The 20,269-nt window shown below is 66.8% G+C and carries 20 protein-coding genes; 9 read left to right on the forward strand and 11 right to left on the reverse strand.

Annotation, left to right across the window (positions count from 1 at the left end; translation table 11 throughout):
- Nucleotides 1-70: 70 nt before the first annotated feature.
- Nucleotides 71-1,135, reverse strand: coding sequence for a saccharopine dehydrogenase (locus tag GIY56_RS07485; protein ID WP_154764190.1), 1,065 nt, complete (start codon nucleotides 1,133-1,135; stop codon nucleotides 71-73).
- A 115-nt stretch (nucleotides 1,136-1,250) separates the two neighbouring features.
- Between GIY56_RS07485 and GIY56_RS07490 the strand changes: the two genes are divergently transcribed.
- From GIY56_RS07490 to GIY56_RS07505, 4 genes are read left to right on the forward strand one after another with little or no spacing between them, the layout of a single operon-like run.
- Entirely contained in the window at nucleotides 1,251-2,030 is a 780-nt protein-coding gene (locus GIY56_RS07490) for an MBL fold metallo-hydrolase (protein WP_154764191.1), read from the forward strand.
- Between the two features lie 42 nt (nucleotides 2,031-2,072).
- Complete coding sequence (locus GIY56_RS07495) at nucleotides 2,073-3,014, forward strand: ABC transporter permease (RefSeq protein WP_154764192.1); 942 nt, start codon at nucleotides 2,073-2,075, stop codon at nucleotides 3,012-3,014.
- A complete protein-coding gene (locus tag GIY56_RS07500) occupies nucleotides 3,011-3,823 on the forward strand; it encodes an ABC transporter permease (RefSeq protein WP_154764193.1) in 813 nt (270 codons plus the stop codon). Before GIY56_RS07495 ends, GIY56_RS07500 begins: the two co-directional genes overlap by 4 nt.
- Nucleotides 3,820-5,373, forward strand: a complete 1,554-nt coding sequence (locus GIY56_RS07505; RefSeq protein ID WP_154764194.1) for an ABC transporter ATP-binding protein — start codon at nucleotides 3,820-3,822, stop codon at nucleotides 5,371-5,373. Before GIY56_RS07500 ends, GIY56_RS07505 begins: the two co-directional genes overlap by 4 nt.
- A 238-nt stretch (nucleotides 5,374-5,611) precedes the next feature.
- On the opposite strand, the gene fnrL is transcribed toward GIY56_RS07505, so the two are convergent.
- A complete protein-coding gene (fnrL, locus tag GIY56_RS07510) occupies nucleotides 5,612-6,391 on the reverse strand; it encodes a transcriptional regulator FnrL (protein WP_154764195.1) in 780 nt (259 codons plus the stop codon).
- A gap of 14 nt (nucleotides 6,392-6,405) precedes the next feature.
- On the opposite strand from fnrL, the gene hemN reads away from it, so the two are divergent.
- Nucleotides 6,406-7,761, forward strand: a complete 1,356-nt coding sequence (hemN, locus tag GIY56_RS07515; RefSeq protein ID WP_154764196.1) for an oxygen-independent coproporphyrinogen III oxidase — start codon at nucleotides 6,406-6,408, stop codon at nucleotides 7,759-7,761.
- Between the two features lie 72 nt (nucleotides 7,762-7,833).
- Here hemN and GIY56_RS07520 read toward each other — a convergent pair whose 3' ends face one another.
- Nucleotides 7,834-8,736 (reverse strand): cation diffusion facilitator family transporter, encoded by a 903-nt coding sequence (locus GIY56_RS07520; RefSeq protein ID WP_154764197.1) that lies wholly within the window; start codon nucleotides 8,734-8,736, stop codon nucleotides 7,834-7,836.
- Nucleotides 8,736-11,534: a DNA polymerase I gene (gene polA, locus GIY56_RS07525; RefSeq protein ID WP_154764198.1), complete on the reverse strand. Its 2,799-nt coding sequence runs from the start codon at nucleotides 11,532-11,534 to the stop codon at nucleotides 8,736-8,738. Before polA ends, GIY56_RS07520 begins: the two co-directional genes overlap by 1 nt.
- Nucleotides 11,535-11,629: 95 nt before the next feature.
- On the opposite strand from polA, the gene GIY56_RS07530 reads away from it, so the two are divergent.
- Entirely contained in the window at nucleotides 11,630-11,794 is a 165-nt protein-coding gene (locus GIY56_RS07530; RefSeq protein WP_154764199.1) for a DUF2256 domain-containing protein, read from the forward strand.
- On the opposite strand, the gene GIY56_RS07535 is transcribed toward GIY56_RS07530, so the two are convergent.
- A complete protein-coding gene (locus tag GIY56_RS07535; RefSeq protein WP_154764421.1) occupies nucleotides 11,791-11,979 on the reverse strand; it encodes a zinc-finger domain-containing protein in 189 nt (62 codons plus the stop codon). The genes GIY56_RS07530 and GIY56_RS07535 overlap by 4 nt on opposite strands.
- Before the next feature lie 155 nt (nucleotides 11,980-12,134).
- Between GIY56_RS07535 and GIY56_RS07540 the strand changes: the two genes are divergently transcribed.
- Nucleotides 12,135-13,058 (forward strand): ABC transporter ATP-binding protein, encoded by a 924-nt coding sequence (locus tag GIY56_RS07540; protein ID WP_154764200.1) that lies wholly within the window; start codon nucleotides 12,135-12,137, stop codon nucleotides 13,056-13,058.
- A 117-nt stretch (nucleotides 13,059-13,175) separates the two neighbouring features.
- Here the strand turns inward: GIY56_RS07540 and GIY56_RS07545 are convergent, their stop codons facing one another.
- Both GIY56_RS07545 and GIY56_RS07550 read right to left on the reverse strand, forming a co-directional pair.
- Entirely contained in the window at nucleotides 13,176-13,556 is a 381-nt protein-coding gene (locus GIY56_RS07545; protein WP_154764201.1) for a histidine triad nucleotide-binding protein, read from the reverse strand.
- A 15-nt stretch (nucleotides 13,557-13,571) separates the two neighbouring features.
- On the reverse strand, nucleotides 13,572-15,146 hold the full coding sequence (locus tag GIY56_RS07550; RefSeq protein ID WP_154764202.1) for a DUF5928 domain-containing protein: 1,575 nt from the start codon (nucleotides 15,144-15,146) through the stop codon (nucleotides 13,572-13,574).
- A 134-nt stretch (nucleotides 15,147-15,280) separates the two neighbouring features.
- On the opposite strand from GIY56_RS07550, the gene GIY56_RS07555 reads away from it, so the two are divergent.
- Nucleotides 15,281-16,099, forward strand: a complete 819-nt coding sequence (locus GIY56_RS07555; protein WP_154764203.1) for a sulfotransferase family protein — start codon at nucleotides 15,281-15,283, stop codon at nucleotides 16,097-16,099.
- A gap of 16 nt (nucleotides 16,100-16,115) precedes the next feature.
- Here the strand turns inward: GIY56_RS07555 and dps are convergent, their stop codons facing one another.
- The 4 genes from dps to fabD all read right to left on the reverse strand — a co-directional run bounded on the left by dps (nucleotide 16,116) and on the right by fabD (nucleotide 18,822).
- Nucleotides 16,116-16,589: a DNA starvation/stationary phase protection protein Dps gene (dps, locus tag GIY56_RS07560; protein ID WP_154764204.1), complete on the reverse strand. Its 474-nt coding sequence runs from the start codon at nucleotides 16,587-16,589 to the stop codon at nucleotides 16,116-16,118.
- A 149-nt stretch (nucleotides 16,590-16,738) separates the two neighbouring features.
- Nucleotides 16,739-16,972, reverse strand: coding sequence for an acyl carrier protein (locus tag GIY56_RS07565; protein ID WP_089387089.1), 234 nt, complete (start codon nucleotides 16,970-16,972; stop codon nucleotides 16,739-16,741).
- A 145-nt stretch (nucleotides 16,973-17,117) separates the two neighbouring features.
- On the reverse strand, nucleotides 17,118-17,855 hold the full coding sequence (gene fabG / locus GIY56_RS07570; protein WP_154764205.1) for a 3-oxoacyl-ACP reductase FabG: 738 nt from the start codon (nucleotides 17,853-17,855) through the stop codon (nucleotides 17,118-17,120).
- Between the two features lie 40 nt (nucleotides 17,856-17,895).
- A complete protein-coding gene (gene fabD, locus GIY56_RS07575; RefSeq protein ID WP_154764206.1) occupies nucleotides 17,896-18,822 on the reverse strand; it encodes an ACP S-malonyltransferase in 927 nt (308 codons plus the stop codon).
- 521 nt (nucleotides 18,823-19,343) lie between these two features.
- Here fabD and GIY56_RS07580 point away from each other — a divergent pair.
- Nucleotides 19,344-20,222, forward strand: coding sequence for an ATP-binding protein (locus GIY56_RS07580; RefSeq protein ID WP_230312356.1), 879 nt, complete (start codon nucleotides 19,344-19,346; stop codon nucleotides 20,220-20,222).
- Nucleotides 20,223-20,269 lie beyond the last annotated feature (47 nt).

The raw sequence follows: 20,269 nt of genomic DNA on the forward strand, positions 1-20,269 counted from the left end.
GCTGTCCTCATGAGGATGGCGGGGGTTGCCGTCCAACACGCGGCATGGAGGCACGTTCCGCCCGGCCGCTTCACGTCTGTGTCAGGCCAGCCGCGTGTTCGCGAAACAGCGCCCCCGCCCGGCCCCAGGGGCCTTCGTCGATCCGGTCCAGCCCGGCCAGCACCGGCAGCAACTGCCGCGCGTAATCGTCCGAGCTTTCGCGCGGCAGCATCGAGGGCAGGTTGTCGATGGCCATCACGTCCAGGGGCGGATTGTCCGCCACGCGCAGCACCGGCTGGTCCCAGGTCGTCGTGCGGTCATAGACCTTGATCGGGGAAAAGTCGCTGGCGGGATCGCAGGCCACGTCGCCGATCACCGTCAGGGCGCGGGCCAGGGCCGCGGCATCGGCGGGGACAAAGACCGGCGCGCCCGGCTGGGCCAGGATCGCGTTGACGAACAGGTCATGGGCCAGCACTTCGGGGAAAGGGCCGCCATGCGCGGTCTCGGCCAGGTCCCAAAGGGTGACGGGCACGTTCATGGCGACCAGCAGGTCGGCGGCGCCGCTGCCCACGCGGCCCTTGGCGCCGATCACCAGGGCGCGGGGGCGCGGGCGGCCCGTGGCGTCCAGTTGCGCGCGGAGTTCTTCCAGCAGTTGCGCCTTGCCGGGATAGGCCCGGACCGGCCCGCAGATCCCGCCCCGCTGTTGCGCCACCCAGGCCTTGAGGCTGACCGCCGCCCCCGCATAGCCCGCCCAGTAGCCGAAGGCGGCCAGCCGGCGGCCCGCATCGTCGGTCAGGTATTCCAGGTCGTAAAGCCGCCCGCCCCCTGCCGCGAACCGGCGCAGCAGAACCTGGCCCGCAGGCTGGCCCTTGAAGGCATGGCCGAACATGACGTGGCGGTGGCGCAGGGGGGTGCCGTCCTCGGGCAGCTCCTTCAGGCCGAAGATGATGGCGTCAAGGGGCGCCGTGGGCCAGCTTCCCTCGGGGACGACCGTGGCGCCCGCGCGGGCATAGGCGTCGGTCGGCAGCACGCGGCGGGGGCTGTCCTCGACCGTGACGGTGAAGCCTTGCGCGACCAGGGACGCCACGCCGTCGGGGGTGATGCCCACCCGGTCCTCGTTCGCGCGGCTTTCGGCCCGCACCCACAGATGTGTCATGGTTTTCCTCGTCTTGCTGCGGCACCGTCTTAGTCTGCGCGACGGCGCAAGGGGAACCCCGCGCGCGCGGCGCGTGTTCCCCCCGGTCCCCACCCTTGTGCCACGGAGTGTTCCGATGATCCTTTCCCGCCGCGCCAGCCTGATGCTGGGCCTTGCCACCGCCAGCGCCGCCGTCATGCCCCGCATCGCCCTTGCGCAGACGGCGGCGCCGACCTCGTTCGCCTATCCGGTCGAGGGCGGGCAGGTCGTGTTCCACCCGGTCGGTCACGCCTCGATGGTGGTCGAGACGCCGGGCGGGGTGATCCATGTCGATCCGGTGGGCGGGGCGGATCTCTATGCCGGGATGCCGCAGCCGTCGCTGATCCTGATCACGCATGAACATGCCGACCATTTCGACCTGCCGACCCTGCAAGCCTTGCCCGCCGTCGCGATCATCGCCAATCCGGCGGTCCACGGGATGCTGCCCGCCGACATGCAAGGGCGCGCCACCGCCATGGCCAATGGCGACCAGGCACAGGCTATCGGCATGGGGATCGAGGCCGTGCCCGCCTACAACACCAGCCCCGACCGCCAGCAGTATCACCCCCAGGGCCGCGACAACGGCTATGTCCTGACGATCGGCGGCAAGCGGTTCTATGTCGCGGGCGATACCGAGGACACGCCCGAGATGCGCGCACTGGAGAATATCGAGGTGGCCTTCCTGCCCATGAACCTGCCCTATACGATGACCGTCCAGCAGGCGGCGGATGCGGTCGCCGCCTTCAGGCCGGTCAGCGTGTTTCCCTATCACCACCGGGGCAGCGACGTGCAGGAATTCGCCCGGCTGGTTCAGGGGTCGGGCGCGGGCAGCCAGGTCGTCATCGCGAACTGGTATCCGCGCGGCGAGGCGGGCTGACGCCGCTTTACCGGGCTGGCGCGGCGGGATAGCAATGCGGCCATGCTGCGATATGTCCTACGCCAGATGATCGTGATGGGGTCAAGCCTGCTGGCGGCCTCGGCGCTGATCTTTTCGGTCGTGGAACTGGTGCCGGGCGATCCGGCCAGCTTCATGCTGGGAACCGGCGCGCAGCCCGAGACGCTGGCCGCGTTGCGCCAGCAGATAGGCTTGGACCAGCCCTTGGCCCTGCGCTACGCCGCGTGGCTGGGGGCGATTCTGCACGGCGATTTCGGGACCAGCTTCACCTACAAGACGCCGATTGCCGGGATGATCGCCGAGCGGTTGCAGGTCTCGCTGCCCTTGGCGCTGATGGCCCTGGCGCTGGCGATCGCCCTTGCCCTGCCGGTGGGGCTTTACGCGGCGGCGCGCCGGGACCGGGCGGGGGACGGGCTGGCGATGGGGACCACGCATCTGGGCATCGCGCTGCCGAACTTCTGGTTCGCGATGCTGCTGGTGCTGGTCTTCGCGGTCAGGCTGCGCTGGCTGCCCGCGGGGGGCTTTCCCGGCTGGTCCGATCCCTTGGCGGCGCTGACATCGCTGATCCTGCCCGCCACAGCCCTGGCCTTGCCGCAGGCCGCGATCCTGGCCCGCGTGCTGCGGTCCGCCCTGGTCGAGACGATGGGCCAGGATTACATCCGCACCGCCCGTGCCAAGGGGCTGACGGCGGGCCAGGCCCTGCGCCGCCACGCGCTGCGCAACGCGCTGATCCCGGTGCTGACGATCCTGGGGATGCAGTTCAGCTTCCTGCTGGCGGGCGCGATCATCATCGAGAACGTCTTCTACCTGCCAGGCCTGGGCCGGATGATCTTCCAGGCGATCACGCAGCGCGATCTGATCGTGGTGCAGTCGGCGGTCCTCGTGCTGGTCGCTGCCGTCATTGCCGTGACCTTCCTGGTCGATCTGGCCTACGGGGCCGTGGACCCCCGGCTGCGCCGCGCATGAGGATCGGTCCCGCCCTGGGCGCCGCGCTGGCCGGGCTGGCGCTGTCTGCGGCCGTGCTGTCGGCCTTCTGGACGCCTTACGATGCGGGCCTGATGGCGATTGCCGACAAGCTGCAACCGCCCTCGGGGGCGCACTGGTTCGGGACGGATCATTTCGGGCGCGACATCCTGTCGATGGCGATGGCGGGGGCGCGGACCTCGATGGCGGTGGCGCTGGTCGCGGTCGCGATCGGCATGGGCCTGGGCGTGCCCCTGGGCCTGCTGGCGGCGGCGCGGCGCGGCACCTGGACGGACGAGATCGTGATGCGCGGCAACGACCTGATCTTCGCCTTCCCCTCGCTGGTGATCGCGATCCTGATCACGGCGGTCTGGGGACCGTCGGCGCTGAACGCGATGGTCGCCATCGGCATCTTCAACGTCCCGGTCTTTGCCCGCGTCACGCGCGGCGCGGCGCTGCCGGTCTGGGTGCTGGACTATATCCGCGCGGCCCGGGTGGCGGGCAAGGGCGCGGGCCTGATCAGCGTCCAGCACATCCTGCCCAACATCGCGGGCCTGCTGATCGTGCAGGCCACCATCCAGTTCAGCCTGGGGATCCTGGCCGAGGCCGGGCTGTCCTATGTGGGCCTTGGCGCGCAGCCCCCCACCCCAAGCTGGGGCCGGATGCTGGCCGAGGCGCAGACCATGGTGGCGCTGGCCCCGCATGTGGCGGTCATCCCGGGGCTGTGCATCGTGCTGACGGTTCTGGGCCTGAACCTGCTGGGCGACGGCTTGCGCGACGCGCTGGACCCGCGCCTGCGGGTGCGGCGATGATCCGGCTGGAGGGCCTGTCCCTTGCCATCGGCAGGCAGCCGGTCCTGGACAGCGTATCGCTGGATCTCGCGCCGGGCAGCATCACCGGGCTGGTGGGCGAATCGGGCAGCGGCAAGTCGATGACCGCCTTGGCGATCATGGGGCTGCTGCCGCCCGGGATGCGGGCAATGGGCCGGGTCATGCTGGACGGGCAGAACCTGCTGGAAGCGTCTGAACCCGACATGGGCCGCATCCGGGGACGGCGCATCGGCATGATCTTCCAGGAACCGATGACGGCGCTCAATCCCTTGATGACCATCGGCGACCAGGTGGCCGAGGTGCTGCGCCTTCATGAAGGCATGGGCCGCCGCACCGCCCTGGACCGCGCCCGTGAAAGGCTGGACCGCGTGGGCCTGCCTGCCCCACGCTTTCCCCTGACGCTTTATCCGCACGAACTGTCCGGCGGGCAGCGCCAGCGCGTGGCCATCGCCATGGCCATCGCCCTGCGCCCCGGCCTGCTGATCGCCGACGAGCCGACAACCGCGCTGGACGTGACCACGCAGGCCCGCATCCTGGATCTGCTCAAGGCGCTGGTGCGCGACGAAGGCATGGCGCTGCTGCTGATCACGCATGACTTGGCCGTGGTGGCGGGCATGGCCGACCGGGTCGCCGTCATGCAGGGGGGCCGGGTCGTGGAAAGCGGCCCGACGGGCACGGTGTTCCGCCAGCGCAGCCATCCCTACACGCGGCAGCTGTTCTCGGCCTCGCGATACAGCCCCGTGCGCGGCCCGCGCCCGGCAGCCCCGCCCCTGCTGGAGGTCCGCGACGCCGTGCGCGATTACCGCCTGCCCCAGGGCGGCCTGCGCGCGCTGGACCGCGTCAACCTGACGGTCGCGCGCGGCGAAAGCGTCGGGCTGGTGGGCGAATCGGGCTGCGGGAAATCGACGCTGGCGCGGGTGATCCTGGGGCTGGATCCCTTGCAGGGGGGCCGCATCCGGCTGGACGGGCAGGATGTCGCGGCGGGCCGCCGGATGCCGCGCGGCTTGCGGGCGCGGATGCAGGCGGTGTTCCAGGATCCCTTCGGCAGCTTCGATCCCCGCTGGCGGGTGGACCGCCTGCTGGCCGAGCCGTTCCACCTGACCGGCCGCCCGCCCGATTGGCGCGACCGCGTGGCCGCCGCCTTGGCCGAGGTGGGTCTGGACCCGGGCGACGCCCGCAGGTTCATCCACGAATTCTCGGGCGGCCAGCGCCAGCGCCTGGCAATCGCCCGCGCGCTGATCATCCGCCCCGCCCTGATCGTGCTGGACGAGGCCGTCAGCGCGCTGGATGTCCGCGTCCGCGCGCAGGTGCTGGACCTGCTGGCGCGGTTGCAGGCGGATCACGGGCTGTCCTATCTGTTCATCAGCCACGACCTGTCGGTGGTGCGGGGGATTGCCGACCGGGTGCTGGTCATGCAGGCGGGCCGGATCGTCGAGGAAGGCCCGCCCGAACAGGTCATCGACGCGCCCCGGCATTCGCATACGCAGGCATTGGTGGCGGCGATGCCGGTGATTCCGGGGGATTGGATCTGAGGGAAAGCCCGGCTGGTCGGGCGGGACAAGGAAACGTATACGTTTCCCCCGCCCGCTGTGCGACTTGGCAAACAGAGACGGATCGAGCTTGCGACCACGAGAGGCCAGCGCCCGACCCAGGGGGGCGTGAAGCGCCCGCCAAGGGCGGGGCCGGGCGCTGGCCGGGCTTTTGAAGCCCGGCAATTCAGGTTGCATTGTAACGACTTGGCAAAGGCGATGGCCTTTGCCAGAAAAACCGTCAGCTCAGATAGCCGCCATCCGAATCATCGCCCGATTCCTCGACCAGCCGGCCGAAGTCGGGCAGGATGATGGCACGCTTGCCCACCAGCTCGATCACGCCCTCGCGCTTCAGCGCGCTGATCTGGCGGCTGACGGTTTCCAGCGTCAGGCCCAGGTAATCGGCCATCGCCTCGCGCGTCAGCGGCAGCTCGATCTGCATCCGGCCGCCGGGATTGCGCTTTTGCAGCACCGCCTCGCGCCGGGCAATGATCGCGATGAACGAGGCGATCTTCTCGCGCGCGGTCTTGCGGCCCAGAAGCAGCATCCATTCGCGCGCCGCATCCAGTTCGTCCAGCGTCATCTCCAGCAGCCGGTGGGCGACATGGGGCGTGGTGCGCATCATCTGCTCGAACGGCTTGCGGCGGAAGCAGCAGAACACGACCTTGGTGGCGGCGATGGCATTGTAGGGGGCGATCTCGCGGCTTGGACGGCCCAGGAAGTCGCTGGGCAAAAGCAGGCCCACCATCTGCGTGCGCCCATCCTCCAGCGTCTGCGTCAGGGAGGCCACGCCGCTGACCACGGATCCCACGAATTCCATGCGGTCGCCTTCCCAGACGATGGGCTGACCCGGCTCGAAAGCCCGGTAGAACTTCATGTCCTCCAGCAGGGCAAGCTCGTCCGTTTCGCAATGCGCGCAGACGGCGCGATAGCGGATCGGACAGTCGCCGCAGCGTTCCCCGCCATCCTGGCTGGAGGATTTCTGGTTGATCTGGGTCAAGGCAATCTCGCGCGTTGTCATCTAACTCTATCGTTATGGGCAATGTTTCGCAACTGAGGCGGCTGGGCCTGTTCGATTCGCGCGTTCCGCGTTACACGAGCTATCCCCCCGCGACGCAATTCAAGAACGGCGTTGACGCCAATATGGTCACGGGATGGCTGGATTCCATCCCCGAGGCCGCGGCGATCTCGCTGTATCTGCATGTGCCGTTTTGCCGCAGGCTGTGCTGGTTCTGCGCCTGCCGCACGCAAGGCACGAAAACGCTGGATCCGGTCATCGCCTATGTGGACACGGTTCTGGCCGAACTGGACCTTTTGCGCCGCCACCTGCCGCGCGGCGTGCGCCTGTCGCGGCTGCACTGGGGCGGGGGCACGCCGACGCTGCTGCCGCCCGACCAGATGCGCCGCCTGGCCGACGCGATCTTCGCGGTGGTGCCGATGGCCGAGGGGGCCGAATTCTCGGTCGAGATCGACCCTTCGGAAATCGACGCCGCGCGCATGGCGGCGCTTGCCGCCGCGGGAATGAACCGCGCGTCCATCGGCGTGCAGGACTTCGACCCCAAGATCCAGGAGGCCATCGGCCGCCTGCAGGGGTTCGAACTGACGGCCCAGGCGGTCGATCTGATCCGCAGCCACGGCATCGCCAGCCTGAACGCTGACATCCTTTATGGCTTGCCGCACCAGGACCGCACCCGCATTTCGGAAACCGTGCAGAAGCTGCTGGCCTTGTCGCCCGACCGGGTGGCGCTTTACGGCTATGCGCATGTCCCCTGGATGTCCAAGCGGCAGGTGATGATCCCCGAGGACGCCCTGCCCGGCAACGAGGATCGGCTGACCCTGTTCACCACCGCGCGCGACCTGTTCGTGGCCGACGGCTATGACGAGATCGGCATCGACCACTTCGCCCGTCCCGGCGACGGCTTGGCGGTGGCGCAAAAGGCGGGCCGGTTGCGGCGCAACTTCCAGGGCTATACCGACGACGGGGCGCAGGTCCTGCTGGGCCTTGGCGCGTCCTCGATTTCCCGCTTCCCGCAGGGATACGCGCAGAACGCCCCCGCGACCGGGGCCTATACCGCCCATGTCCGCGAAGGGTACCTGCCCCATACGCGCGGCCACGCCTTCACGCCCGAGGACCGCTGGCGCGGCCGCATGATCGAGCAGTTGATGTGCGATTTCAGGATCGACGCCGACGAGATGGTGCGTGACTACGGCCTGACGCCCACCCGGCTGCAAGAGGTCCTGGACCCGGTGATCGCCCAGTTCGGCGCCATGGTCGAGGTCGGTCCCTGGGGCCTGCGCATCACCCCCGAGGGCCGTCCCCTGGCAAGGATGGTGGCCAACATGCTGGACAGCTACATGGCCGCGCCGACCAGCCACTCGTCGGCGGTGTGAAGCCTCGCGCGGTGCGTGCAAGCACGCACCCTACGGGGGTGTCGGATCGTGGGGTGCGTGCTTGCACGCACCTTATGGATGATCGTGGGCCTTGTGATCCGCACACCCTTCTGGCGGCTCGATCTCGATGGTGGCGTGGGGGATGGCGAAGCGGTGGGCCAGCATGTCCCTGGCCGCGCGAGTGACGGCGAAATGGTTGCCGCCATCGACGACCAGATGCACGGATGCCGCGGCGCGCTTCTCGTCGATCTGCCACAGGTGCAGGTGATGGGCGTCCGCGACGCCCGGCAGGTCGCGCAGGGCCGACAGGACGGCGCCCGGATCGCTGCCCGGGGGCGCGGCCAGCATCAGGGTGCGAAAGACCGGGCCGATCTCCATGGCGATATGCCAGCCGATCACGGCGGAAATCGCCAGGGTCAGGATCGGGTCGGCCAGGTTCCAGCCGAAGGCCCAGATCAGCGCGCCCCCCAGGATCACCGCCACCGACACCGCCGCATCGGCCAGGTTGTGCAAAAAGGCCGCGCGGATGTTCGCGCTGTCCTTGGACGCGCGGAACACCAGGGCGGCGGTGGCCAGATCGACCACCAGCGCGAAGGCGGCAAGGCCCATGACCAGACCGCCCGCCACTTGCGGGGGATCGGCCAGGCGGCTCAGGGCCTCGACTGCCAGCCAGACGGATATGCCGATCAGCGCCAGGTAATTGACGAAGGCCGCGACGATTTCCGCCCGGCCCCAGCCATAGGACCAGTCGGGCGTGGCCGCCCGCCGCGACAAACGCCGCGCGCCGAAGGCCAGCACCAGCGCCAGGGCGTCCGACAGGTTGTGGATGCCGTCGGCGATGAGCGCGGTGGAATCCGCCGCATAGCCGCCTGCGATCTGCGCCGCGGTCAGCGCCAGGTTGACGACGACCGCCCAGCCGATGGCCGCATCGCCATGATGGTGATGCCCGTGCGCATGGTCGTGGGAATGGCCCATCAATGCGCCTCGGCCCAGTTCGCGCCATGGCCCGCGTCCACCACCAGTGGCACGGACAGCTTCACGGCAGGATCGGCGGCGCCCTCCATCACGTCGCGAGCGATGGCGATCAGGTCGTCCACGGCGTCCTCGCGCACCTCGAAGACCAGTTCGTCATGGACCTGCAGCAGCATCCGCGCGGGCAGATGGGCGATGGCCGCGGGCATCCGGATCATCGCGCGGCGGATGATGTCGGCGGCCGCCCCCTGGATCGGCGCGTTGATCGCCGCGCGGCGCGCCCCCCCGGCGGCAGGGCCGGACTGGTTGATGCCGGGCGTGTTGATGCGCCGCCCGAACAGGGTGCGGACCGAACCATCCGCCTTCGCGTCGGCCAGGGTGCGGTCCATGTAGGCGCGGATTTCCGGGAAGCGCCGGAAATAGGTGTCGATGAAATCCTGCGCCTCGGCCCGGGGGATGCGCAGGTTGCGCGACAGCCCGAAGGAGGAAATGCCATAGATCACGCCGAAGTTGATCGCCTTGGCGCGGCGGCGGATCATGGGGTCCATGCCTTCGACCGGCACGCCGAACATCTGGCTGGCAGTCATGGCGTGGATGTCGATGCCCTCGCGGAAAGCCTGTTTCAGCGCCGGGATGTCGGCCACATGGGCCAGGATCCGCAGTTCGATCTGGCTGTAGTCGAGGCTGACGAGGCGGTGGCCTTCGGCGGCGATGAAGGCCTCGCGGATGCGGCGGCCTTCCTCGGTCCGCACGGGGATGTTCTGCAGGTTCGGATCGGTCGAGGCCAGCCGCCCGGTCTGCGCGCCTGCGATGGAATAGCTGGTGTGGACCCGGCCCGTGTCGGGGTTCACGAAGGTCGGCAGGGCGTCGGTATAGGTCGATTTCAGCTTGCTGATCTGCCGCCAGTCGAGGATCCGCGCGGGCAGGTCGTGGCCTTCGGCGGCCAGATCCTCCAGCACGTCGGCGCTGGTGGAAAAGGCGCCGGTCTTGCCGGTCTTGCCGCCGGTCATGCCCATCTTGTCGAACAGGATTTCCCCAAGCTGCTTGGGGCTGCCGATGGTGAAACGCTGGCCCGCCAGGGCGAAGATCTCGTCCTCCAGCTGCGCCATCTTCTGCGCGAAGGCGCCGGACATGCGGCGCAGAACCTCGGCGTCGATGCGGATGCCGGCCATCTCCATGGCGGCCAGGACAGGGACGATGGGGCGCTCGGTCGTCTCGTAGACGGTCGTGACGCGCTCGACCGGCAGCAGGGGCGCGAAATGCTGGAAAAGGCGCAGCGTGACATCGGCGTCTTCCGCCGCATAGGGGGCGGCCTTGTCGATGGGCACCTGGCCGAAGTTGATCTGCGCCTTGCCCGTGCCGATCAGATCCTTGATGGGGATGCACTTGTGGCCCAGGTAACGCTCGGCCAGTTCGTCCATGCCGTGGTTGTGGGTGCCCGCGTTCAGGGCATAGGACATCAGCATCGTGTCGGCCAAGGGCGCCATGCGGATGCCGTGGCGCGCAAGCATCTTCCAGTCGTATTTCAGGTTCTGGCCGATCTTCAGGATCGCCGGATCCTCCAGCAGCGGTTTCAGCGCGGCCAGGACATCCGCCAGCGGCAGTTGCCCTGCGACCGGGGCGGACTGGCCGAACAGGTCGTCGCCACCCGCGACATGCCCCACGGGGATATAGCAGGCCTTGCCCGGCGCCACAGCCAGGCAAACGCCCACCAGATCGGCCTGCATCTCGTCCAGACCGGTAGTTTCCGTGTCGATGGCGACCTGGCCCGTGTCGCGGATCAACTGGATCCAGCGGTCCAGGGCTTCGCGGTCGGTGATCGTCTCATACAGGCTGCGGTCGATGGGCGGCAGGTCGGGCGCGGCGGGCGCTTCGCGCGGCGGGGCCGAGACGACAGCAGGCGCCTCGGCCCCCAGCTTTTCGGCCACGCGGGCGGTCAGGGTGCGGAACTCCATTTCCGACAGGAAGGCCAGCAGTCGGGCCGCGTCGGGCGCGCGCACCTCGAGGCTTTCCAGCGTGAAGTCCAGGGGCGTGTTGCAGTCCAGTTCCACCAGCCGCTTGGAAATGCGGATCTGGTCGGCATGGTCGATCAGGGTCTGGCGGCGCTTGGGCTGCTTGATCTCGTCCGCGCGCGCCAGCAGGGATTCGAGGTCGCCGAATTCGGTGATGAGCTGCGCGGCCGTCTTGATGCCGATGCCCGGCGCGCCCGGCACGTTGTCGGTGGGATCGCCTGCCAGCGCCTGCACATCGACCACCCGGTCGGGATAAACGCCGAACTTCTCGAACACCTCGTCGCGGTCGATGGGCTTGCCCTTGATGGGGTCCAGCATCTGCACGCCGTCGCCCACCAGCTGCATCAGATCCTTGTCGCTGCTGATGATCGTGACCGCGCCGCCCGCATCACGCGCCTTGCAGGACAGGGCCGCGATGATGTCGTCGGCCTCGTACCCCTGGGTCTCGATGCAGGCGATGTTGAAGGCGCGGGTGGCGTCGCGGGTCAGCGGGAACTGCGGGCGCAGATCTTCGGGTGGTTCAGGCCGGTTGGCCTTGTAGGCGGTGTAGATCTCGTTGCGGAAGGTCTTGGACGAATGGTCGAAGATCACCGCCGCGTGGGTCGGCGCGTCGTGGCCCCGTTCGTCGGTCACGTATTTCCACAGCATGTTGCAGAAACCGGCGACCGCGCCCACGGGCAGGCCGTCGGATTTGCGCGTCAGCGGCGGCAGGGCGTGATAGGCCCGGAAGATGAAGGCCGATCCGTCGATCAGGTGCAGGTGGCAGCCCTTGCCGAAGCCTTCGCCCATGTGCATGTTCCTTTCATTGCCGGTTTCCGGTTCTGGCACGATCGCGCGCCCGTTTCCAGACGCGCCTTGGCGCGGGCGGAACGCATGAGGTGGCAATGCCCAGGATGGTTCGCAAGGGCGAGTTGCCCAGCAAGATCTGCGCCTGCTGCGGGCGGCCGTTCACATGGCGCCGGAAATGGGCGAAGGACTGGGAGCAGGTCCGATACTGTTCGGACCGCTGCCGGGGAACCAAGACCCCAAGGCCGCCTGACCGCCCCTAGTGATCGTCGTGGGCGTGGTCGCGGTCGATCACGAACCGCTTGTCGCAATAGCCGCAATCGACGAACCCGACTTCGGGCGAGATCGCCAGCCAGACGCGCGGATGACCCATGCCCCCCGCGTCGTCCCCGTCGCAGGCGACCTTCCAGGTCGTGACGGTCTGGATGGCGGGCGGCGGCAGCGCCAGTTCGGGCTTGCCGGACTGTTCGGTGGAAAGGGAATTTTCCGGCGGGATGTATTGCGTCATGGCGGGCCTTCTTGTGGCGGCGGGCGGCATCTGGTCTTATCCCCCTGATACCGCAGCGCCGCCTGCCTTCGCAAGCTCTGCCAAGGACGCCCATCATGCCCGACGCCATCGCCATCGCCGGTCTGCGCAAGACCTATGCCGCGCAAGGCAACGCCCCGGCCAAGGAAGCGCTGAAGGGCATCGACCTGGCCATCCCGGCGGGCAGCATCTTCGGCCTGCTGGGACCGAACGGGGCGGGGAAATCGACGCTGATCAACATCCTGGCGGGGCTTGTGAACAAGACGGCGGGCCGCGTCACGATCTGGGGCTTCGACCAGGACGTGAACCCGCGCCAGTCGCGCGCGGCCATCGGGGTGATGCCGCAGGAATTGAACATGGACCCGTTCTTCACCCCCCGCGCCAGCCTGGAGGTGCAGGCGGGCCTGTATGGCGTGCCGAAACGCGAACGCTGGACGGACGAGCTGCTGGAGCTGGTGGGCCTGACCGATCAGGCCAACGCCTATGCCCGCGCCCTGTCGGGCGGGATGCGGCGGCGGCTTCTGCTGGCCAAGGCGCTGGTTCACCGCCCGCAGATCCTGGTGCTGGACGAACCCACGGCGGGGGTGGACATCACCCTGCGCGAGATGCTGTGGCAGAATGTCCGCGCGCTGAACCGGCAGGGCATGACGATCATCCTGACCACCCATTACCTGGAGGAAGCCGAGCAGATGTGCGACGAGATCGCCATCATCAACCACGGCGAACTTGTGGTGCGCCAGGACACCCGCAGCCTGCTGTCGCGCGCGGACGGCAAGACGCTGGTGCTGGACACGGGCGGGCGGGTGGCGCTGCCAGTGCTGCCCGATGGGGCGCACCCGGAGTGGCGGGGCGACGGGCGGCTGGCCATCAGCTATCCCCCGTCGCGGATCCGCGCCGACCAGTTGCTGGACGCGCTGCGGGGCGCGGGGATCCCGATCCTGGACGTGGCGACCGAGCAGCCGGATCTGGAGGACGTGTTCGTGGAAATGACGCGGGGTTGAGGCACAGGCTGGCGGCTGTTGCCTTTGCGGAATGACGGTGTCGCCGCCAGCCTTGATTGCATGGTCCATGGTGGGGTGGAACCCCACCCTACGGATGGGCGGACGCAGCGATTCGTTCTACCCCTGCCGGGAGACCATCGGTCCCATCATCCGCCCGCCCATGATGTGCAGGTGGTAATGCGGAACCTCCTGCACGCCATGGGGACCGGCGTTGGTGATCGCGCGGAAGCCCTGGCCGTCTTCCAGCCCCACGCCCTCGGCCCGGCACACCTCGGCGCAAAGACGCGTGAAGCCCGCGATTTCCGCGTCCGAGGCATGGGCCGCGAAATCGTCGAAGCTGACATACTTGCCCTTGGGGATCACCAGCACATGCACCGGCGCCTGGGGGTTGATGTCGCGGAAGGCCAGCGCATGGTCGTTCTGGGCCACGGTGTCGCAGGGGATCTCGCCCCGCAGGATCCGGGCGAAGATGTTGGTGTCGTCATAGGCAAGGGCCATGGGGCGTTCCTGTGGTCAATCGGTGAACAGATGCGGCGTCTGCGCCAGATCATGCGCGATGGCGGGGGAAACATCCAGAAAGCGCGCGATCGCCTCGGCATTGGCGGCAACGGACCGCGCGGGGGCGATGGTGTCGAACTGCGCGAAGTCCATGTCGCGCAAGCGCTCGGCCTCGTGGGACAGGTCGCTTTCGACGATGGGCAGCAGTTGCGCGATCACCGTGTCGGGCGTCCCCTCGCTGGCCAGGCCCACGCGGCGCATGTGGCCGCGCAGATAGGCTTCGTCGAAGTCGCCCTCGATGAACAGGATCCGCGTCTGCGCCCGGTCTGCCGCGAAATCCGCGATCAGCGCCACGGCCGAGGGATCAAGGCACAGGACCAGCTGGCGTGCGCCGAAATCGTCCAGAAGCAGCCGCACCAGCGCCCGGCGGTGCCGTTCCCGCTTGGTCACGGTCGAGGCGATGCCCCCCAGATCCGGCAGCCCCGCCTCGCGTTCGTTGAAGATGTAGTCCACCGCCGGGATGTCCGTCTTGGCCCGGATGGCCGCCGTCAGCCGCTTGGCGACATGCCATTTCTTGGCGACGATCAGGCCGATCACGTGGTTGCGCGACAGGCCCTGGTCTTCCCAGAAGCGCGGGGCAAAGCGGCGCCCGACACGGCCGCGCCCCGTCAGGAAGCGGAACAAGCGCGGCGCCTCGTGCGAGATGGCGAAGCTTACCCCCTCGGCCTGCCACAGCGCGCCCAGCCTGGCGCGCAGATCCTGCGCCTCGGCGCTGATCTTGCGCGCGAACAGATAGTCCTGGCGGACCAGCAGGTCGTAATGGTCGTTGTAGAAGGTCACCGGCATTCCATAGTCGGTGAACATCAGGCAGGTGGGCGAGCGGCGGCGGATCTGGTCCTTGGGCACGACATGGGCGACAAGGGTCTGGAAAAAGGTCTCGTCCGGGATCCAGGTCGTGCGGAAGAACCGGATCAGCTCGGGCCGTTCGTCGATCAGCGCCAGGACCGCCTCGACCGTGTGGCGGCGCAGGCACCACCATTGCGACCCGATCATGATCTGCAAGCCCTTGGGAAGCCCGCGATCCAGCCCCAGCCGTTGCTGCAACGCCATGCTGGCATAGAACAGGCGCTTGTTCTTGCGTTCGTTGAACCAGTGGCGATAGATCAGCCGTTCCGCCTTGATGCCGGTCTTGATCCAGTCGCTGTCGAAGAAGTCGAAGGATTCGACATAGTCGCAGTCGTCGCGGTCCAGGAAGGCGCGGGCATATTCCGCCGACTTGATCGGCATGCAGTCGCCCGACAGCATGTAGAAATGCGTGGCCTGGGGAAAGCTCCGCTCGGCCTCGCGCAGGGCTGCCAGGGTCGCGGCCACCAGCGACCATTCGCCCCACCCGCAGCGGAACCGCTGTGGCGCGAAGGCCACGCCCGGTTCATCGGCAAGCGATTGCCGGATCAGGCGATAATCCTCGGCCGACGCGCTGCGGTCGTAATGGATGACGACATGATCCCCCGTCGCCGTAAGGCGCCGCGCCTGGTCCACCACGCCCCGAGGATCCTTGTGCGTCAGCAAGATAAAGGCGATGCGGGCCATGGGGGCGCAAATTCCCGGTCAAAGAGTATGATGCCAAAGAGGCGTTCAAATCTTGCGCCTGCCTTGCTAAGCGTGTGTAAACGCGTTTGACGTGTGCCGGCAAGCCGGACTGCAATCTTGGAGAATAACTGGCAATGGGCTTTCCCGGTGTCTGGATGACCGAAAGCGAAAGCATGATCTATCGGGTGGTGCCGAAATGCGCCTGCTCGACCATCGGGCAGATCATGTTCTACTCCGATCACGGCCGCTTCTTCGACGGCGACATTCACGATTCCACCGGCGGGCTGCACAAGTGGTCGCAGGACGACAGCAAGCAGTTGATCGAAAAGGCGGTGAACCGCCACCAGGCCATCAGCTTCACCTGCGTGCGCAACCCTTACGCGCGGATCCTGTCGTCGTTCTTCGACAAGATCGCCGGGATCCAGCGCAATGGCCGGCGCTATCGTGGCAACCTGGTGCCGCAGCTGGTCCAGCGCTACGGCATCGACGTGGGCAGCCCGGACAACGGGTTCGAGTTCGACCAGATCGCCAGCTTCCGCCGATTCCTGCTGTTTGCCCGCGACACCATCCGCTGGCGCCGCCCGATGGAACCCGACATCCATTGGTCGGCCATGTCGGGCCATATCGCCACCTTTATCGCCAATGGCGGCCGCTACGACCGGATCTTCTTCACCGAGGCCTTCAACGACGGCATGGCGCAGGTGCTTGGATCGGCCAGCACCCCCGTTCCCGTGGACCTTGCCGCCGTGCCGCGCTTCAACGAATCCGAAGGCCACGGGCCGAAGCGCGCCCACAAGGTCAGCGCCTATTTCGACGACCTGTCGCGGCACCTGATCTGGGAAATCTACAAGGACGATTTCCAGCTGTTCCGCTATGACTTCGACAACCCCGACAACAAGATGCCCCTGGGCGAGGTCGATCTGGACGAGGTCCACGCCAAGCTGGGCCGCTGAGGCGGCCCGGCGGCCATCACTCCAGATGGCTTTCCAGGAACCACAGATCCTTGTCCAGGCTGCGCGAGGCCGCGGTGAAGATGTCGGCGGTGTCGGCATCCCCCGCCTCGTCCGTGGCGTCGATGGCCGCGCGCAGCTTTTCGCCATGGTCGCGATACCGGTTGCACAGCGCCCTGACGTGATCCTCGGCCCCCGTCAGGTCGGTTGGGTATTCCTGCAACCCGCTGGAAGCCGACACCTTCTGGACGGTCCCGACCGCCACCCCGTCCAGCTGCTGGACCCGTTCGGCCATGGTATCGACATGCTCGCGCAGGTTGTTGTGCAGGCTGTCGAACAGCTCGTGGATGGCGATGAAGTTGCGGCCCTTCACGTTCCAGTGCGCCTGCTTGACCGCCAGCGCCAGCGCGATCGAATCGGCCAGCCGCCCGTTCAGTTCGGAAATCGAGGTCTTGCGGGCATTGTCGGTCAGGCCCCTCAGTTCGACAGCCATGATCGGCTCCTTCCGTTCCAGGTTGCGCGGCCCAACGGCAGGCTGGCACGCGCGGTTCCGGCAGGGCCGCCATGCGCCAATGGAAAACGGCGCCCCTGCTGGTGCAAGGACGCCGTTTCGGAAGCTGCCGGTGATCGGCGGGATGCGGATCAGACCGCGCCCTTGATGAAGGTCACCGCGTCGCCGACGGTCTGGATGGTTTCGGCGGCGTCATCGGGGATCTCGATCCCGAATTCCTCCTCGAACGCCATGACCAGCTCGACAGTGTCGAGGCTGTCGGCCCCCAGATCGTCGATGAAGGACGCGGATTCGACCACCTTGTCCTCCTCGACGCCCAGATGCTCGACCACGATCTTCTTCACGCGATCAGCGATATCGCTCATGTCACATCCTCATTCTCGCGGGCATCCGCCCAATTTTATCCGCGAATGTAATCCGCTTCGGCACAGGGCGGTTTCCCTGCTGCTCAAGGCCGGGATATAGCACCCGCTTGCCCTGTTGCAACCGCTTTTGCTCCAAACGCCGGCCTCAGACCATCGCCATGCCGCCGTTCACATGCAGCGTGGCGCCGGTGACATAGCCGGCCTCGGGGCTGGCCAGATACAGCACCGCCGCCGCGATCTCGTCCGGCGCGCCCATGCGGCCCGCGGGGATCTGGCCCAGGATCTTGCCCTTCTGGTCATCGCTCAGCTTGTCGGTCATCGCGGTGGCGATGAAGCCGGGCGCGACGCAGTTGACGGTGATGCCCCGGGAAGCCACCTCATAGGCCAGCGACTTGGACATGCCGACCAGCCCGGCCTTGGCGGCGGCATAGTTGCCCTGCCCCGGATTGCCCGTAGCCCCCACGACCGAGGTGATGGTGACGATCCGCCCCCAGCGGGCCTTCATCATGCCCCGCAACGCCGCGCGCGACAGGCGGAAGACGCTGGTCAGGTTGACCTCCAGCACCTGCGCCCATTCCTCGTCCGACATGCGCATGAACAGGTTGTCGCGCGTGATGCCCGCGTTGTTGACCAGGATATCGACCGACCCCATGGCCGCGGCCGCATCCTTGACCAGCCCGGCCGCGGCTTCCGCGTCCGACAGGTTCGCGGGCACCACATGGGCGCGTTCGCCCAAGGTCGCGGCCAGGTCCCGCAACGGTCCCTCGCGCGTGCCGGACAGGGCCACGGTGGCGCCCGCCGCGTGCAGCGCGCTCGCGATGGCGCCGCCGATGCCGCCCGATGCGCCCGTCACAAGCGCCGTCTTGCCTGTCAGATCGAACATGGCTGGTCCTTCTTCTTTGTCCAAATACCCAAAGGCCGCGTCAGCCCTTCAGCGCCACGACATCCGCGGGAACGCCGACATTGCGCACGACCGCGTCCTTGGCGATGCGCTTGATCATCCCCGACAGCGCCTTGCCCGCGCCGATTTCCCAGAACTCGGTCACGCCCGCCCCCGCCATGTTGGCGATGGATTCGCGCCAGCGCACCGTGCCCGTCACCTGCTCGACCAGCAGCCGCCGGATCGCGCCGGGTTCCGTCACGGCCTCGGCGCGGACATTGGCGATCAGCGGGACAGCGGGGGGCTGGATGTCCACGCCCGCCAGGGCCTCGGCCATCACGGCGGCGGCGGGCTGCATCAGCACCGAATGGAACGGGGCCGAGACCGGCAGCATCAGCGCCCGCTTGGCGCCCGCCTCCTTCATCGCCGCAGCCGCCCGTTCCACCGCGCCCTTGTGCCCCGAGATCACCACCTGCCCCGGATCGTTGTCGTTGGCGGCCTGCACCACCTCGTCGCCCGCCACCTCGCGCGCGATGCGGTCCACGGTCGCGAAATCCAGCCCCAGGATCGCCGCCATTGCCCCCTGTCCGACCGGCACGGCCTCCTGCATGGCCTGCCCGCGAAGGCGCAGCAGCCGCGCCGCATCCTCCAGCGTCAGCGACCCCGCCGCGCACAGCGCCGAGTATTCCCCCAGCGAATGCCCGGCCACGAAGTTCGCGTCCCGGATGGAGATCCCTTCGGATTCCAGCGCCCGGAACGCCGCCATCGAGGCCGCCATCAACGCCGGCTGCGCATTCCGCGTCAGCGTCAGGGTGTCGATGTCGCCTGTCCAGATCAGGTCCGACAGCTTTTCCCCAAGCGCCTCGTCCACCCGCTCGAAGACCTCGCGCGCGGCAGGATAGACCTCGGCCAGCTCGCGCCCCATGCCGATGCTCTGCGCCCCCTGGCCGGGAAAGACGAACGCGCGCATGTGGGGGCCTCCTCGGGTGGGGTTGGTTCAGGAGGGAGATAGCGCGGATGGGGGTGGGGGTGCAATGGTGGGGAACGAAGCTATGAATGCGTAAGACTAACAATAGTATAGCTTGTTGCAAGGAAACTGCCAATGTGCTGCTCCTCCAAGATCACTAAAGAAGTATAAGAAAGTATAGCATTAGAAAGTAGACTCCTCTATAAGCTACTAGAGTTCCGAAGATTGTACAGAGATCTCATGGACCCTTATCGTAATCCATTTGCGCCAGGAGCGGGCAGTCGCCCTCCAGAACTTGCCGGTCGGGATGGCATACTGGAGTCTGCAAGGATTTCTTGCGGGAGAGCTATGAAAGGTAGAAGCTCCCGATCAATCATGCTTTTGGGCTGGCGTGGTACTGGCAAGACAGTGCTCCTTAACGAAATTGGCAAAATTGCAGAACAAGAAGGCTGCTGACTTCCAAGGTCGAGGCACCTGAAGGCGAAAGTCTTGCGCGCCTTCTTTATCCAGAAATGCGCAAAGTCATGAGGTCGCTTTCAGGCGTAGAGGCGGCCAAGCAAATTGCGACCCGTGGACTCAAAGGACTAAGAAACTTTGCCTCAATCTTCAAAATCGACATAACCGGGGTGGAAATTGGAGTAGAACCCGAACCTGGGCTAGCTGACAGCGGCGATCTGCAATATGACCTTCCCGACCTATTTACCCTTATTGGGCGTGCCGCTCAAGCCGCTGGCCGAGGCTGGATCCTTTTAATTGATGAGGTTCAGTACCTTTCAGAGACAGATCTCTCGGCCCTGATCGTTGCGCTTCATCGGATGTCGCAAGAAGGCTTACCAGTGCTAATGGTAGGAGCCGGCCTTCCGCAAGTTGCACGTTTGGCGGGAGAGGCAAAGTCCTATGCAGAACGGCTTTTCCTATACCCAGCAGTAGGCGCGCTCGACCCGGTTTCGGCCGCTCTTGCCGTTGAAAAGCCAATCATTGATGAAGACGCTTCCATTGAGAAGGAGGCACTTCAAACCATTGTTGAAAAGACACAAGGCTATCCCTTCTTTCTTCAAGAATGGGCTTCGGTCACCTGGAACAATGCTGAAGGATCGGAAATCACAGTCGATGATACCAATCACTCTTATGCAGAAACACTAGCTCTTCTGGATAAGGGTTTCTTCAAGGTTCGAATAGATCGGCTCACCAAGGCAGAAACCCAGTTCGTGAAGGCAATGTCTGACCTTGGCGATGGACCTTATGCCATGGGTGACATCGCCAAAGCAATGGGCCGCACACAGCAGTCTCTTGGACCGGCCAGAGCCAGTATAATCTCAAAAGGGATGATCTACAGTACAGATCACGGATACTTGGATTTCACTGTGCCACTGTTCGCATCATTCATGCGACGCCAGAACTAACAGGTGTGATATGCTTGCCCTTCAATTCACTCAACTCAAGTCGCAAC

Source organism: Paracoccus lichenicola (assembly GCF_009708075.1).
Taxonomy (GTDB): domain Bacteria; phylum Pseudomonadota; class Alphaproteobacteria; order Rhodobacterales; family Rhodobacteraceae; genus Paracoccus; species Paracoccus lichenicola.